Origin of the sequence: Massilia sp. UYP11 (assembly GCF_050434805.1) — a bacterium.
Classification (GTDB): Bacteria; Pseudomonadota; Gammaproteobacteria; order Burkholderiales; family Burkholderiaceae_D; genus Telluria.
Genome location: NZ_JBNDJE010000002.1, coordinates 144,078 through 158,553 on the forward strand (window position 1 = coordinate 144,078; position 14,476 = coordinate 158,553).

Sequence of the window (14,476 nt, forward strand, 5' to 3'; positions counted from 1 at the left end):
CCTACCCCGGTGGGGCGGACGTGCGCGGCGGCGCGACCAGCGCCGCGCCCAGGCGCAGCGCCGCCTCGACCGCCTGCTCGATCGGCGGCTGGTAGCCGTCTTCGATCCAGCGCAGGGCAATGTGAATCACACCGCCGATCACCCCCGCCTGCAGCAGCTCATCGTCCGCCCCGGCGGCCAGCGCGTGCGCGACCTGGCGGCCGATGGCGCGCAACGAAGCGTCGAACGCCTGGTCCACGGCGCGGCTCACGCCCCGGATCTCGACCAGGAACACGCGCGCCGACTGTGGCGCGCGCTGCAGGGCTGTGAAATACGCGTGCAGCATCGCACGCGCGCGCGCCGCCTGGCCGCGCCCGGCGGCTTCGCCCGCAGCCATGATCTCGGCCAGTACCGCATTCGTGACGGCATGGTAAGAATCGATCAGCAGCGCTTCGCTGTTGGCGAACGACTCGTAGAAGTACCGTTCGGTCAGGCCGGCCGCTTCGCACACCGCCTTCACCGTGGCCTGGTGATAGCCGCGCTCGCCGTAGACGGCGATGGCGCCCGCGATCAGGCGGTGGCGGCGCTCGGCGCGACGCTGCTCCTGCGATTGGCCGCGGTAGGAGCGCGTCAGCGCGGGCGGTTTGGAAAACTTGTCATTCATCGCCACATTCTGACACAAACTTGCCGCCGGTCATCAAAATTGCGGCGTGTGCGTGCGCGCAGGCGGGTCGGGACCGGCTGTGGTGCTCCTGCGCCATGCAGTGCCAGCTGAAACCGGCGCTATGCGCCCACCGCCTTCTGGGTGCAGGCGGCTAAGGCTGGCGCCGCGCCGTCCCCTGGTCGTACTCGTCGTCGGCGGCATCGGCCGCGCCTGCCCCAGCCCGACGCTCGGTCCGATGTTCAATTTGACGTTCAGTCCGATAATTTCCAGCAATGCCCGACTGGCGGTTGGCGCCACTCCGGAATCCCTCGTCGGACTGCTCGTCGTTCGAACCGCCGGCCAGCAGGTCGTCGGTGCGACCGGCCTGACTGCCTTGCCCGCCTTGCTGCATCGCACCATCACCCTGGCGCCGGGCCGGATCGTTGCGCTCGGCGCTGGCGCCGACTTCCCCGGTCGCCCCGGCGCCCATGGTTGCCGCGCTGGTGGTGCCCCCGGTGACCTGGTCCCAGCTGCGTCCCTTCACGTCCTTGCCTTCGTCTTGCGTCGCCATGGCATTCTCCCGATGTTCAATAACATGTTGCCCATCCTAGCCGCTGCACGCCTGAAGACAATAGGCGGGCGTCCTCGCCTGCTGTAGGACTGGGCGCGCATGGCATCCAGGCCGATCGGCTCGGGAATTTTGCTGCAAGGCAACACCATTTCATTATTGCGATACACTATCGGTTATCGCATCTCGATTGATGCTTGTTATGTACCGGCCCCGCTGTCGTCTTGCCTTGCGCACGCACGCCGGCGGTCGCGCCGCCAACCAAGAGAGAATATCCAGTGAAAAACCTGAAGATCGGCGCCCGACTCGGGCTCGCCTTTGCCGTCGTCCTTGCCCTGCTGCTGGCCATGGCCGCCACCGCCCTCACCCGCATGCAGACGGCGGGCGACCTGACTTACCGTCTCGTCAATACCAGCACCAAGAACCAGCTGACGGTGGCCGAATGGCGCAAGGCGATCGAGGTGAGCGACACCATGATCGACGCCGTCTACCATGGGGGCGACGCCGGCGTGGTGGCGCAGCTCACGCCGCGCCTGCGCGCGACCATCCGCCAGGCCGAGGCCCTGCAGGCCGACGTCGACGCCAACCTGCTCAACAAGAAGGTGCGCGTCTTCCTGGACCGCGCCAAGGAACTGCGCGCCGGCTATGACGGCGCGCGCGAAGCCGTGCTCGAGGCCAAGCTGGCGGGCGACCCGGTCCGCCTGGAGCAGGCCTATCACCGTGACTTCGTGCCACGCGCCCGCGCCTTCGAGGACGCGCTGACGGAATTCGCCGCGCGCCAGAGCACCGCCACCGCCGGCGTCGGCACCACCATCCTGACTTCGTATGCCGAGACCCGCATCATCCTGCTGGTGCTGGCCGTGGCTGCGGTCGCGCTTGGCGCCGCCTTCGCCTGGTTCATCACCCGTTCGATCACCGCGCCGCTGCGCCAGGCGGTCGAGGTGGCCGAGCGCGTCGCCGACGGCGACCTTGGCAGCCGGGTCGAGGCGCACGGCCGCGACGAGGTGGCCCAGCTGATGGAAGCGCTGGGTCGCATGAACGTCAACCTGGCCGCGATCGTCGGCCAGGTGCGCGACGGCAGCGCGGCAATCGCGCAGGCCTCGGGCGAGATCGCCAGCGGCAACCAGGACCTGTCGCGCCGCACCGAGCAGCAGGCCGGCTCGCTGGAAGAAACCGCCGCCTCGATGGAAGAACTCACGACCACCGTGCGCCAGAACACCGAGCACGCGCGCCGCGCCAACGGCCTGGCCGCCGGCGCTGCCGGCGTGGCCGGCGAAGGCGGGCGCATGGTGAACGAGGTGGTCGGCACCATGGGCCGCATCGACGCCGCATCGCAGCGCATCGTCGACATCATCGGCGTCATCGACGGCATCGCCTTCCAGACCAATATCCTGGCCCTGAACGCGGCGGTGGAAGCAGCGCGCGCCGGCGAGCAGGGCCGCGGCTTCGCGGTCGTCGCCGGCGAGGTGCGCACCCTGGCCCACCGCTCGGCCGCCGCGGCCAAGGAAATCAAGGGCCTGATCGACGACTCGGTGAACCAGGTGCAGCAGGGCACGCAGCAGGTCGCCCGCGCCGGCGCCACCATGGAACAGATCGTGCAGGGCATCGCCCAGGTCACCGCGATCATGGGCGAGATCGCCGCCGCCAGCGAAGAGCAGAGCGCCGGCATCGAGCAGGTCAACACGGCCATCGTCGAGATGGACCGCGTGACCCAGCAGAACGCGGCCCTGGTCGAACAGGCCGCGGCGGCGGCCGATGCGATGCGCGAGCAGGCCGGGCAACTGTCGGCCGTGGTCGGCACCTTCCGCCTTGGACAGGGCGAACCTGCCAGAACCGCGCCGCGCCAGCAGCAGGTGCGCGCCGCCCTGCCGGCTTGAGCAGGGTGCAGGCTGGCCGGTCGGGACGCACGGCCGGCCGGGCCGGCGCGTTAAATTGCAACATGGGATTCTCCACATATTGAAAATTTGCCGCTTGGAAATCCAGTTACTGAATTTGCCAGTTATACTCGGGCCTCGATCCGGCGGTGCCCGCGGCGTTCCTCACAGGAGCCTGCGCGGCGCCAGTCCGGTCCGGCCGTCCGCGGTCCTCCTGCAGATTACAGCAGCCTGGAAACCACCCTCGTGAAAAAACTGAATATCGGCGCCCGCCTGGGCATTGGCTTCGCTACCGTTCTCATCCTCTTGCTCGCCATGAGCGCCACGGCCCTGACCCGCATGCAGTCCGCGGCGGACCTGACCGACCGTATGGTCAACAGCAGCATGCAGAACCAGCGCAGCGTCGCCGAATGGCGCCGCAACATCGAGATCAACAGCTCCATCAACGAAACCGTCTATTACGGCGCCGACGCCGGCATCCTCGACGTGATCGGCCCGCGCCGCCAGGCGATCACCACCCGCTCCAATGCGCTGCAGAAGGAAATCGAAGCGTCGCTGCGCAACCCCGACGTGCGTGAGCAGTTCAAGCTGGTGACGGTAGAACGGCTGGGCTACATGGCCGCGCGCGACGCCCTGTTCCAGGCCAAGCGCGAAGGCGACCAGTCCCAGCTCGACCAGATCTACCGCGAGCAGCTGACGCCGCGCACCGTGTCCTACCTGGCAGCCGTCGACAAGCTTGCCACCCTGCAGATCGCCTCCACCGATGGCGTGGCCCGGTCGATCCTGGCGTCCTACGCCAGCACCCGTGTGATCCTGTTCACGCTGGGCGGCGCGGCCCTGCTGCTGGGCGCCGCCTGCGCCTGGTTCATCAGCCGCTCGATCACGGCGCCGCTGCGCCAGGCGGTCGAAGTCGCCGAACGCGTGGCCGGCGGCGACCTGACCAGCCGCTTCGAGCGCGAGGTGCTCGAGCGCGGCGACGAAGTCGGCCAGTTGATGGCGGCGCTGTCGCGCATGAACGTCAATCTGGCGGCCATCGTCGGCCAGGTGCGCGACGGCACCGCAACAATCGCGCAGGCGTCCGGCGAGATCGCCAGCGGCAACCAGGACCTGTCGAGCCGCACCGAGCAGCAGGCCAGCTCGCTGGAAGAAACCGCCGCCTCGATGGAAGAACTCACGACCACCGTGCGCCAGAACACCGAGCACGCGCGCCGCGCCAACGGCCTGGCCGCCAGCGCCGCCGGCGTGGCCGGCGAAGGCGGCCGCATGGTGAACGAGGTGGTCGGTACCATGGGCCGCATCGACGCCGCATCGCAGCGCATCGTCGACATCATCGGCGTCATCGACGGCATCGCCTTCCAGACCAATATCCTGGCCCTGAACGCGGCGGTGGAAGCGGCGCGCGCCGGCGAGCAAGGCCGCGGCTTCGCGGTCGTCGCCAGCGAGGTGCGCACCCTGGCCCACCGCTCGGCCGCCGCGGCCAAGGAGATCAAGGGCCTGATCGACGACTCGGTGAACCAGGTGCAGCAGGGCACGCAGCAGGTCGCCCGCGCCGGCGCGACCATGGAGCAGATCGTGCAGGGCATCGCGCAGGTCACCGCGATCATGGGCGAGATCGCCACTGCCAGTGAAGAACAGAGCGCCGGCATCGAGCAGGTCAACACCGCCATCGTCGAGATGGACCGCGTGACCCAGCAGAACGCGGCCCTGGTCGAACAGGCCGCGGCGGCGGCCGATGCGATGCGCGAGCAGGCCGGACAGCTGTCGGCCGTGGTCGGCACCTTCCGCCTCGAACACGGCGCGGCCAGCGCCGCGCCAGGCCGTCGCGCGGCGCCGGCCATGCGCCCTGCCCTGGCGGCCTGACCCGGGCCAGCGGTCGGTCGGCGGCGCTGCCGCGACCGACCGCGCGATGAACCCTGCGCAAGACCGCGCCGCGCACCGCGTTAATGTTGGCGCTGTACCCATAAGCTGTTGATGACCCCGAATGCAATGCGCAGCAATTGCTCGATAGATGGTACTCGCCCGCCATCGAGCGCCCAATGCCAGCCCAGGTAGTTGGGCAGCCAGCGCGACGCCACGCCATGAAAGCGCGACAGCCATTCCTTGAAGCGCCGGTGATAGGCGTTGACATGTTGAACATGGATGGCGCCCTCGGCGCCCTTGCGCACCCGTTCGCCGGCACTGACATTGACCGCTTGATGCGCGACGCCGTGGGCGCGGGCGAAGGGGGCATAGGCGGCGTTGGCGTCCGTCACCAGCAGCGCCTGGGGATCGAGTTTCGGCAACAGGTGCCTGACCAGCCGGGCCAATTTTAACGCGCCGCGTCCGGTCACGGCGTCGATGGTCTGGCCGCTGCGGTCGCGCGCCACCAGGATGCAGTCGAGGTGGTGCGAGATTCCGCGCAGGGCGGCCTTGCCGCCGCGCTGGCGCGGCTGGCGATCGAGCTTGCGTGATCCCTTTTGCGATTCGAGCAGGAACATTTCGTCGGCCTCGACGATGCCTGAAAGACGCGCCGGGCGGTCGTCCTTGACCCGGTCGAGAAAGCGATGACGCCAGCGAAAGGCCGTATTGCGGTGCACGCCGACACGCTTGGCCGCAGAGCGGACCGAGCGGGAGTCAAACACCGTTTCCAGATAGGCGAGCCACTTGCCCTTGAGCCTGAGCCGCGCCAGCGGCGTGCCGGTCAGGTCGTTGAAAGTCCGGCCGCATGCGCAGCAGCGGTAGCGTTGCAGGCCGTTGGCCTGGCCATGCCGGTGGCAGCGCTGGCAGGCGCAGTGCGGACAGCGCCTCCCGGTTGACCGGATCTCGCCGATGAGGGCGATCACCCGGTCCAGTCCGGCTGCCGGATGCAGGGCGGCGAGCACCTTCTGGCGCTGAGGCTGGTTTAGCTCTGGCAGCTGGGCGAACAGTTGCGCGAACTGTGGCGCTTTCATCGTACGCTCCCGATCGATGACGACCGGGATTGGACCGCGGGTCAGCTCAGCAGTTCAGTGCTCATCCACAGCTAGCGGTGACAGCGCCTTAATGTTTCAACCACGATCCAGATTGCCTGGCGTTGCATTCCGTCGTATTTTGTTCAATAACTTCCCCATAGACTATTGCCTGTAGTCACGAGCTGTTAGACTCGCAGACTCGCATAATACGGCGCAATTTTATTTGCCCGAGCAGAACAATCGAGGTGATCTTGCCCAGTGCGGGCAAGTATCGGTCCAGACGGGGATTTATTTACATGAAAGCAATTCAGGCCCGGCGAGCCCGGCAGCTGCTGGTCGCGGCGGTGTCGGGACTCGTGGGCGGCGTCGCCCACGCCCAGCAGATTCCCCCTGGCCAGGACGATGGCGCGGCCGTGCCGGAAGTCGTGGTCACCGCCCAGCGCACCGCATCGCTGGCCTCGCGCACCCCGGTCGCGGTCAGCGTCGTCAGCGGCGAGCAGCTGCGCGACCTCGGCGCCATCAGCCCGGCCGACCTCGGCCCGCGCCTGCCGAACGTGCACATCGACCAGGCCTTTTCGGGCCTGCGCGTGACGATCCGCGGCATCGGCAACAACGACACCACCGACAAGGGCGATCCGTCGGCCGCCTTCATGCTCGACGGCGTCTACATCGCCCGCCCCGCCGGCCAGAGCGCCAACCTGCTCGACGTCGACCGCATCGAAGTGCTGCGCGGCCCGCAGGGCACGCTGTACGGACGCAACACCACCGCCGGCCTGGTCAATGTGATCTCGAACGCCCCGACCGACCGCCTGGAAGGCGCGCTCGGCCTCGAGGCCGGCACCTACGGCCGGCGCAAGGTCGACGGCGTCGTCAACGTCCCCGTCAACGACGCGCTGGCGCTGCGCGCCGCGCTCAGCCAGCTGCGCCAGGACCCGTTCCTGAAGAACGGCCAGGGCACGCCGCACCGTCCCGGCATGGACCGCGACGAACGCGATGCGCGCCTGAGCGCCAGGATCAGGTTCGACCGCGACGCCACCCTGGTGATGCGCTACGACTACGGCGAGACCGGGGGCAATAACGACCGCATCGTGCCGGACACCAACTTCTTCGACGGCGTGGCGAGCGGCCGGCCGGTGTGGCGCGACAGCACCACCGACGCGCGCCTGACGAACGGCTTCCGACCGCCGAACATGACCCCGGCGCAGGGCTGGCACGACCGCCGCGTGCGCGGCCTGTCGGCCGACCTGAGCTGGAACCTGGGTCCGGCGACCGTGCATTACCTGGGCGCGCACCGCAAGCTGGACCAGGCAATCCGCCAGAACTATCATTACCGCGTGGCCCCGACGCTCGCCCTCGGCGTGATCAACGACTACGATGGCCACAACGCGCAGGATTCGCACGAGCTGCGCATCGCCACCCATGGCGGCGGTCGGCTCGATGGGCAGGCCGGCCTCTACTATTTCAGCGAAGACTCGCACACCTCGTACGCCTTCCAGGGCCTGCGGCGCGTCGGCCTGCCCCCGTACTACGCCTTCCCGCTGCACACCCGGGCGCACAGCCGCGCGGTCTTTGGCCAGCTGACCTGGCGCGTGCTGGACGCGCTGCGCCTGACGGCCGGCGCGCGGCGCACTGCCGACGACAAGGACCGCGTCGGCTCGACCGATTTCCAGCAGGGACCGGCGTTCAATCCGGCCACCGACCGCCGCCTGCCGAACGCCGCCGCGCTGTCCACCACGCGCACCACCTGGCGCCTGGGCCTTGACGTCGACCTGGCGCCGGGTACGCTGCTGTACGCCAGCCTGGCCACCGGCTACAAGGCCGGCGGCTTCAACGACGGCTGCGTGGCCGGCGCCGACATCGGCGGCGTCACCTGCCCGGCGGCGGCCGCGGTCGCGCCGGACTACCTGTATTACCAGCCCGAGGAATTGCGCGCCTGGGAGGCCGGTCTCAAGTCGCGCCTGCTCGACGGGCGGGTCAGCTTCAATGCCGCCGCCTTCTACTACGACTACGCCAATCTGCAGCTGAGCAGCAATGCGATCGTCTCGGGCGCGCCACGCCTGCTGACCGGCAATGCCGGCCAGGCCCGCTCGCGCGGCCTGGAGCTCGACGGCGAGCTGCGGGTCGGCGCCAACGGCCGCCTGCGCTACGGCGCCACCTTCCTCGACGCCCATTACGCGGTCTACCGGCCGAACGTCGGCGTGTCCTGGGCCGGCCGCAAGCTGGACCGGGCGCCGGGCCATGTCTACACCCTGGGCTACGAGCACCGCTTCCATGCGCTGGACGGACAGCTGCACGCCGGCGTGTTCTCGCGCCGCAGCGCCGATTACGCGATCACGATCCCGAGCAACGCTCTGGAATACCGGATCCCGGCGCATACCACGACCGACGCCACCCTGCGCTACCAGCCGGCGCACGCCAGCTGGAGCCTCCTGGCGCGGGTGCGCAATCTCGAGAACGCGGTGCGGCCGACGCTGATCGACAGCTTCGGCATGGCCACGCCGAGCGCGCCGCGCAGCGCCGACCTGCGCCTGGCTCTGCGCTTCTGACCCGAGCCGCTTTTCGACGATTCCCGACGCTTCCCACCGCCGTACCAGGAGACCGTATGCACCGCGACGCACCCCATCCGCCGTTCACGCCGGCCCCGTCCATGCGCGCCGATCCGCCTGCCGATCTCGCCGTCGCCGCCATGCTGGCCGGCGCCGACGGTCCGCAGCAGCTGGCCGAACGCATCGCCGCGGTCAATCGCGAGCTGGCGCGCTGGGACAGCAACGGCGCCCTGGCGCACTGGCAGCCGGGGCCGGGCCTCGATCCGCGCGCCGCCGCGGCGCTGAACGACTACCTGGCCGCCTGCCGCGCCCTGCCCGGGTGGGCCGACCCGGAGCGCATCGCGCGCGCGGAAGGCCTGTTCATGGACATGAGCATGCTGTCGTGCACCCTGCTGTTCTGCGCCAGCCTGCCCGAATGCTACGTGCTGCCGGATCTTTCCGCCGTGCTGCACGCGGCCGGCCAGCTCGAGGCGCACACCGACTACCGGGTGCGCTCCACCGCCGCCATGATCTTCCCGGTCATGCTCGCCGGGGGAATGACCGCCAGCCAGGGCGCCGGCGTGGCGCAGGCGTTGAAGGTCAGGCTGATCCACGCCACCATCCGCCACCTGATCCTGCGCGGCTCGCCCGACGACTCGCTGGGCGCCGGTCCCGTGCGGCCGCTGCTGCCCGCCGGCGGCGGTATCTACCACACGCTGTATGCCCATGGCTGGAACACCGCGCAAAGCGGCCTGCCGTGCAACCAGGAAGAGCTGGCCTATACCCTGCTGACCTTCCACTACGTGTTCCTGCGCAGCCTGCGCAAGCTCGGCCTGGGCCTCGCGCGCCGGGACGAGGAAGACTACCTGCATGCCTGGAACGTGCTGGGGCACCTGCTCGGCATCGAACGCTCCCTGATGCCCGACACCATGGCGCAGGCGCAGCAGGCGTTCCACGACATCCAGGCGCGCGGCCGAGAATTGGTGCGCGCTCCCGATCCGCGCCCGGCACTGGCGGCGGCCCTGATGGGCGCGATGGAGGGCGAGATTGCGCTGCGCCTGTTCAAGCCCTTCCCGACCCTGCTCACGCGCTACCTGTGCGGGCGCGACGCCAGCGCCGACCTCGGGCTGAACCGGCGCCAGCCGCTGTCGTCGCGGCTCGTGTTCGCGGGCGGCCTGGCCCTGGTGCGCGCCACCGACGCCGTCGTGCGCCTGGCTGTGCCGGGCTTCTCGATCAGCCGCATGCTCACGCGCGCCTTCGGCTACCGGCTGGTCACGCGCTTCCTGATGGACCAGACCCGTCCCCTGCGCCTGCCCGACGCGCTGCTGGGCCAGGTGCGCGACGCGCTCGGCCAGTGGCGCCACGACCCGCGCGCGCCGCGCTGGCTGGGCCGCCTCGAAGCCAGGCTGGCCGGGCATGGCGAAGCGGCCGCTGCCAGCGGCAGCGCCGACGTGGATGCGGACAAACGGGCGGCTTGACCATGCGCGCCCTGTCCATCCTGCTCGGCCTGGCGCTCTGCCTGTTGCTGTCCGCGCGCGCGGCGGGCGCCGCCCCGGCGGTCCTGGCCGCCGACACCCCGGCGGTCGAAGGCTGGCCAGCGGCGCGCCTGCTGCGCGACCCCGGCAAGAGCCTGGACGTGGCCGGCGCCCTGGCCGCGCAGGATCGCTTCACGGCGCCCGACAAGGCGTATGGCACCCTGGGCCTGAACCCGGCGCCGAGCTGGATCCGGATCCCGTTCCGGGTCGCGCCCGACGCCCCTGCGCACTGGGTGGTGCAGTTCGACGTCGCCCTGCTGGAATACCTCGACGTCTACCTGGTCGAGGGCGGCGCGCTGCGCAAGCTGGCCGCCACCGGCCGGCGCCAGGACATGAAGGGCGCACTCAAGGGCCGGGTGCCGGCGGTCGCGCTCGAACTCACCCCGGGCCGCGACTACACCTTGCTGGTGCGGGTCCAGTCGCGCGGTCCGAAGCTGCTGCCGGTGACCTTCTTCCAGCAGGACGCCTTCCATCGCGCCGCGCTCGGGGAACAGATGCTGCAAGGGCTGCTGTTCGGCATCGCCGCCTGCCTGGTGCTCTACAGCCTGGGACAGTGGGTCGCGCTGCGCGATGCGCTGTTCTTCAAGTATGCGCTGTTCATCGGCGGCCTGACCGTCTACCTCACGATCTGGCACGGCACGGCCGAGCAGTTCCTGTGGCGCGACCACCTGTGGCTCAGCGAGCACATGATGGGGCTCTCGTCGATGGTCGGCTCGGTCGGCGCCTACCTGTTCGTCGAGCAGATCATGGCGCGGCCCGGGCGCGACCGCAGGTTCCGGATCGTCATGCGCAGCGGCGCGGCGATCTGCGCGCTGACCGGTGTGGCCTGGGCCTTCGACCTGATCACGCACCTGCCGATGATCGCCATCACTTCCACCGTGGGCGCGGTGCCGATGTTGCTCGGGGTGCCGGCGGCATTCCGGCGCATGCGCGAGCGCGACGCGATCGGCACCTACTTCCTGATCAGCTGGGTGGCCAGCTACGGCGGCACGATCACCCAGGGCCTGCTTGCCGCCGGCGAGGTGCCGGTCAATTTCTGGACCAACCACTCGCTGCAGCTGGGGATCACCTTCGACATGCTGGTCTTCATGCACATCCTGAGCCTGCGCGCCAAGACGCTGCGCGCGGCGATGCAGCGCGCCGAATCCGAGGCGCGCATGAAGTCCGAGTTTCTGGCCAATATGAGCCATGAGATCCGCACCCCGATGAACGCCATCATCGGCATGAGCCGGCTGGCCTTGACCGCCGATCCGAATCCCCGGCTGCGCAACTACGTCTCCGGGATCCTGGGCGCCGGCGAACACCTGCTGGGCATCATCAACGACATCCTCGACCACTCGAAGATCGTGGCCGGCAAGATGTCGCTGGAGGCGGCGCCGTTCGCGCTCGACGAGATGCTCGAGCAGCTGTCGAACCTGGTCGGGATGAAAACCGAGGCCAAGGGCATCGAGCTGGTGTTCCGGGTCGGGCCCGGCGTGCCGCAACGGCTGGTGGGCGATCCGCTGCGCCTGGGCCAGGTGCTGATCAACCTGACCGGCAACGCGGTCAAGTTCACCGAGCGCGGCGAGATCGTGGTCGCGGTCGAAGCCCAACCGGGTGCGGCCGGCGACGGCCGGATCATGCTGGCGTTCTCGGTCAGCGATACCGGCATCGGCATGAACGCGGGACAGCTCGAACGCCTGTTCGACGCCTTCACCCAGGCCGACAGCTCCACCACCCGGCAATACGGCGGCACCGGCCTGGGCCTGTCGATCTCGCGCCAGCTGGTCGAGCTGATGGGCGGGCGCATCTCGGTCCAGAGCACGCCCGGCGCCGGCAGCTGTTTCACTTTCACCGTCCCGCTCGGGCTCGACGACGGCCAGCCTGGCGCCGGCGCGCTGCGCCCGGCGATCCTGACCGACCTGCGCGCGCTGGTGGTCGACGACAGCGCCAGCGCGCGCGCCGCGCTGGCCGGCATGCTGGACACCTTCGGCGCGCGGTCCGACAGCGCCGCCTCGGGCCAGGAGTGCCTGCGCATGCTGGCCGCGGCGCAGGCCGAAGGCCGCCCCTACCAGATCGTGCTGATGGATTACCTGATGCCCGGCCTGGATGGCGTCGAGACCATCCGTCGCATCCCCGCCCACGTCGCCGGCGCCACGCCGCCGGCGATCCTGATGGTGTCGGCCGTCGGCCGCGAGGCGGTGCTGGAGAGCGCCGGGGAACTGCCGGTCGACGCCTTCCTCGACAAGCCGGTCGGCCCGGCGCTGCTGTACGACAGCGTGCTGCAGGTACTGCATCCGCACGCCGCGCCGGCGCAGGACGGCGGCGACGCGCGCGCCGCGCATACGCCACCGGCCATCATGGCCGACCTGCCGCGCCTGGACGGCGCGCGCATCCTGCTGGCCGAGGACAACGCCAACAACCGCGAGGTCGCGCTCGACTTCATGGCGGCCGCGCGCACGCAGGTCGATGTCGCCTTCAACGGCGAGGAAGCGGTGCGCATGGCGCGCGCGGGCGACTACGACCTGGTGCTGATGGACATCCAGATGCCGGAGCTGGACGGCCACGCCGCCACGCGCGCGATCCGCCTCGATCCGCGCCTGCGCACGCTGCCGATCGTGGCCATGACGGCGCACGCCATGGCCAGCGACCGCGAGCAGAGCCGGCTGGCCGGCATGAACGACCACGTGACCAAGCCGATCGACCCCGACCTGCTGTTCTGCACCCTGCTCAAGTGGATCGACCCGGCCCGCCTTGACGGCCGCTCCCTGCCAGCGGACGAACGACCAGCGGCGGTGTCGGCGGAATCGGTGCAATCGACGGGATCGGCGGAATCGGCGGCAGCCATCGCGCGCGCCCTGCCGGCGGTGCCCGGCATCGACTGGGGCCTGGCCCTGGACCATGTCGACGGCCAGCGCAGCCGGCTCGAGAAGCGCGCCGGCAGTTTCGTGCGCGAGTACGGCGATGCGCCCGCCATCCTGCGCGAGGCGCTGGGCGGCGGCGACCATGCGCGCATGCAGTCGCTGGCGCACAACCTCAAGTCGAGCGCGGCCTATGTCGGCGCCTTCGCGCTGTCGGCCGCCGCCGGCCGCCTGGACCAGGACCTGCGCGCCGGACGGCATGAACGGATCGGGGTCCAGGTGCCCGCGCTGATCGCCGCCGCCGAGCCGGTGCTGGCCGGCCTGGCCCGGGTGGCGGCCTTCGGCCGGCCGCCACCGGCTGCCGCGCCGGCGCTGGCCGAGGTGGTGGCCCGTCTCGACGGCTGGCTGCGCACCGACGACGCCTGCGCCGAGGACGCGCTCGATCAGCTCGAGGCGCTGCTGGCCGGCGGCCAGCGCGCGCCGCAACTGGCCCTGCTGCGGCGCGCGATCGACGACCTGGACTACGGCGCCGCGCTGGCGCCGCTGTCGGCGCTGGCGGCGCAGCTCGGCCTGAGTCACGGCCTGAATCACGGCTTCAGTCAAGGCGTTAGTCACAGCGTCGCCCTGGAAGGTAACAGATGAACCTGGTGGAAACCCAAAAAGTCCTGGTGGCGGACGACGACGCCATCAACCGCGAAGTGCTGGGCGAACTGCTCAAGCCCGAATACACGGTGCTGCTGGCCCGCAACGGCGCCCAGACCCTGGAGCGCGCCGCGCGCCACCTGCCGGACCTGATCCTGCTCGACGTGATGATGCCCGACGTGGACGGCTACGAGGTGCTGCGCCGCCTGCGCGCTGCGCCGCGCACGGCCCACATCGCGGTGATTTTCATCTCGGGCCTGAACCGCCCCGAGGACGAGGCAAACGGCCTCAGGATGGGCGCCTCGGACTACATCGTCAAGCCCTTCAACCACACCGTGGTGATGGCGCGCGTGGCGCTGCACCTGCAGGTGGTGCGCCAGCGCCGGATGCTGGAGCGGCTCGCCAACATCGACGGCCTGACCGAACTGGCCAACCGCCGCCGCTTCGACGAAATGTACGACCTCGAATGGCAGCGCGCACGGCGCTCGGGGCGCCCGCTGTCGCTGGCACTGCTCGACATCGACGCCTTCAAGCAGTTCAACGACCGCTACGGCCACCCGGCCGGCGACCGCGCGCTGCGCTCGGTGGCGCGGGTGACCGGCGCCGCCTTGCGCCGCCCGGGCGACCTGGCGGCGCGCTACGGCGGCGAGGAATTGCTGCTCCTGATGCCCGACACCGACGCGTTTGATGCGCGCCGGGTAGCCGAAGGGGTGCGCGAGGCGGTCACCGCTCTGGGCATCGCGCACGAGGCGTCGAGCGTGGCGCCGCTATTAACGGTCAGCATCGGCGGCGCCACCCTCGATCCTGGCGGCGACGAGCAGCAAGCCGGGCTGTTCGAAGCGGCCGACGCCCATCTGTACCGCGCCAAGCAGAACGGACGCAACCAGGTCTGGTGGCGCGCCGGCTCTACTATCCCCGAGGCGTCCCGGCCGTCCTGAGG

The 14,476-nt window shown here is 70.1% G+C and carries 9 protein-coding genes; 6 read left to right on the forward strand and 3 right to left on the reverse strand.

Annotated features, from left to right (window positions below):
* Position 1 precedes the first annotated feature (1 nt).
* On the reverse strand, positions 2 to 643 hold the full coding sequence (locus ABIB38_RS04165) for a TetR/AcrR family transcriptional regulator (RefSeq protein WP_429201997.1): 642 nt from the start codon (positions 641 to 643) through the stop codon (positions 2 to 4).
* A 151-nt stretch (positions 644 to 794) separates the two neighbouring features.
* The gene (locus tag ABIB38_RS04170) at positions 795 to 1,193 is read right to left on the reverse strand and encodes a hypothetical protein (RefSeq protein ID WP_429201999.1); all 399 of its coding nucleotides are present in this window, start codon (positions 1,191 to 1,193) and stop codon (positions 795 to 797) included.
* A gap of 275 nt (positions 1,194 to 1,468) precedes the next feature.
* Between ABIB38_RS04170 and ABIB38_RS04175 the strand changes: the two genes are divergently transcribed.
* The gene (locus tag ABIB38_RS04175) at positions 1,469 to 3,067 is read left to right on the forward strand and encodes a methyl-accepting chemotaxis protein (RefSeq protein WP_429202001.1); all 1,599 of its coding nucleotides are present in this window, start codon (positions 1,469 to 1,471) and stop codon (positions 3,065 to 3,067) included.
* Between the two features lie 243 nt (positions 3,068 to 3,310).
* The gene (locus ABIB38_RS04180; RefSeq protein WP_429202003.1) at positions 3,311 to 4,924 is read left to right on the forward strand and encodes a methyl-accepting chemotaxis protein; all 1,614 of its coding nucleotides are present in this window, start codon (positions 3,311 to 3,313) and stop codon (positions 4,922 to 4,924) included.
* Between the two features lie 80 nt (positions 4,925 to 5,004).
* Here the strand turns inward: ABIB38_RS04180 and ABIB38_RS04185 are convergent, their stop codons facing one another.
* On the reverse strand, positions 5,005 to 5,994 hold the full coding sequence (locus ABIB38_RS04185) for an IS1595 family transposase (protein WP_429202005.1): 990 nt from the start codon (positions 5,992 to 5,994) through the stop codon (positions 5,005 to 5,007).
* Between the two features lie 296 nt (positions 5,995 to 6,290).
* Between ABIB38_RS04185 and ABIB38_RS04190 the strand changes: the two genes are divergently transcribed.
* Genes ABIB38_RS04190 through ABIB38_RS04205 form a run of 4 tightly spaced genes read left to right on the forward strand, consistent with a single transcriptional unit; the run spans position 6,291 to position 14,474 of the window.
* Positions 6,291 to 8,540, forward strand: a complete 2,250-nt coding sequence (locus ABIB38_RS04190) for a TonB-dependent receptor (RefSeq protein ID WP_429202006.1) — start codon at positions 6,291 to 6,293, stop codon at positions 8,538 to 8,540.
* Between the two features lie 56 nt (positions 8,541 to 8,596).
* Positions 8,597 to 9,997 (forward strand): oxygenase MpaB family protein, encoded by a 1,401-nt coding sequence (locus tag ABIB38_RS04195; RefSeq protein WP_429202007.1) that lies wholly within the window; start codon positions 8,597 to 8,599, stop codon positions 9,995 to 9,997.
* Between the two features lie 2 nt (positions 9,998 to 9,999).
* On the forward strand, positions 10,000 to 13,536 hold the full coding sequence (locus ABIB38_RS04200) for a response regulator (RefSeq protein ID WP_429202008.1): 3,537 nt from the start codon (positions 10,000 to 10,002) through the stop codon (positions 13,534 to 13,536).
* Entirely contained in the window at positions 13,533 to 14,474 is a 942-nt protein-coding gene (locus tag ABIB38_RS04205) for a diguanylate cyclase (protein ID WP_429202010.1), read from the forward strand. The genes ABIB38_RS04200 and ABIB38_RS04205 overlap by 4 nt, the downstream gene beginning before the upstream one ends.
* Positions 14,475 to 14,476: the final 2 nt, after the last annotated feature.

Excerpts from the sequence above, each read along its gene's own strand:
- ABIB38_RS04165 (WP_429201997.1), bottom strand. The coding sequence starts at position 643 with ATGAATGACAAGTTTTCCAAACCGCCCGCGCTGACGCGCTCCTACCGC.
- ABIB38_RS04170 (WP_429201999.1), bottom strand. The coding sequence starts at position 1,193 with ATGGCGACGCAAGACGAAGGCAAGGACGTGAAGGGACGCAGCTGGGAC.
- ABIB38_RS04185 (WP_429202005.1), bottom strand. The coding sequence starts at position 5,994 with ATGAAAGCGCCACAGTTCGCGCAACTGTTCGCCCAGCTGCCAGAGCTA.
- ABIB38_RS04190 (WP_429202006.1), top strand. The coding sequence starts at position 6,291 with ATGAAAGCAATTCAGGCCCGGCGAGCCCGGCAGCTGCTGGTCGCGGCG.
- ABIB38_RS04195 (WP_429202007.1), top strand. The coding sequence starts at position 8,597 with ATGCACCGCGACGCACCCCATCCGCCGTTCACGCCGGCCCCGTCCATG.
- ABIB38_RS04200 (WP_429202008.1), top strand. The coding sequence starts at position 10,000 with ATGCGCGCCCTGTCCATCCTGCTCGGCCTGGCGCTCTGCCTGTTGCTG.
- ABIB38_RS04205 (WP_429202010.1), top strand. The coding sequence starts at position 13,533 with ATGAACCTGGTGGAAACCCAAAAAGTCCTGGTGGCGGACGACGACGCC.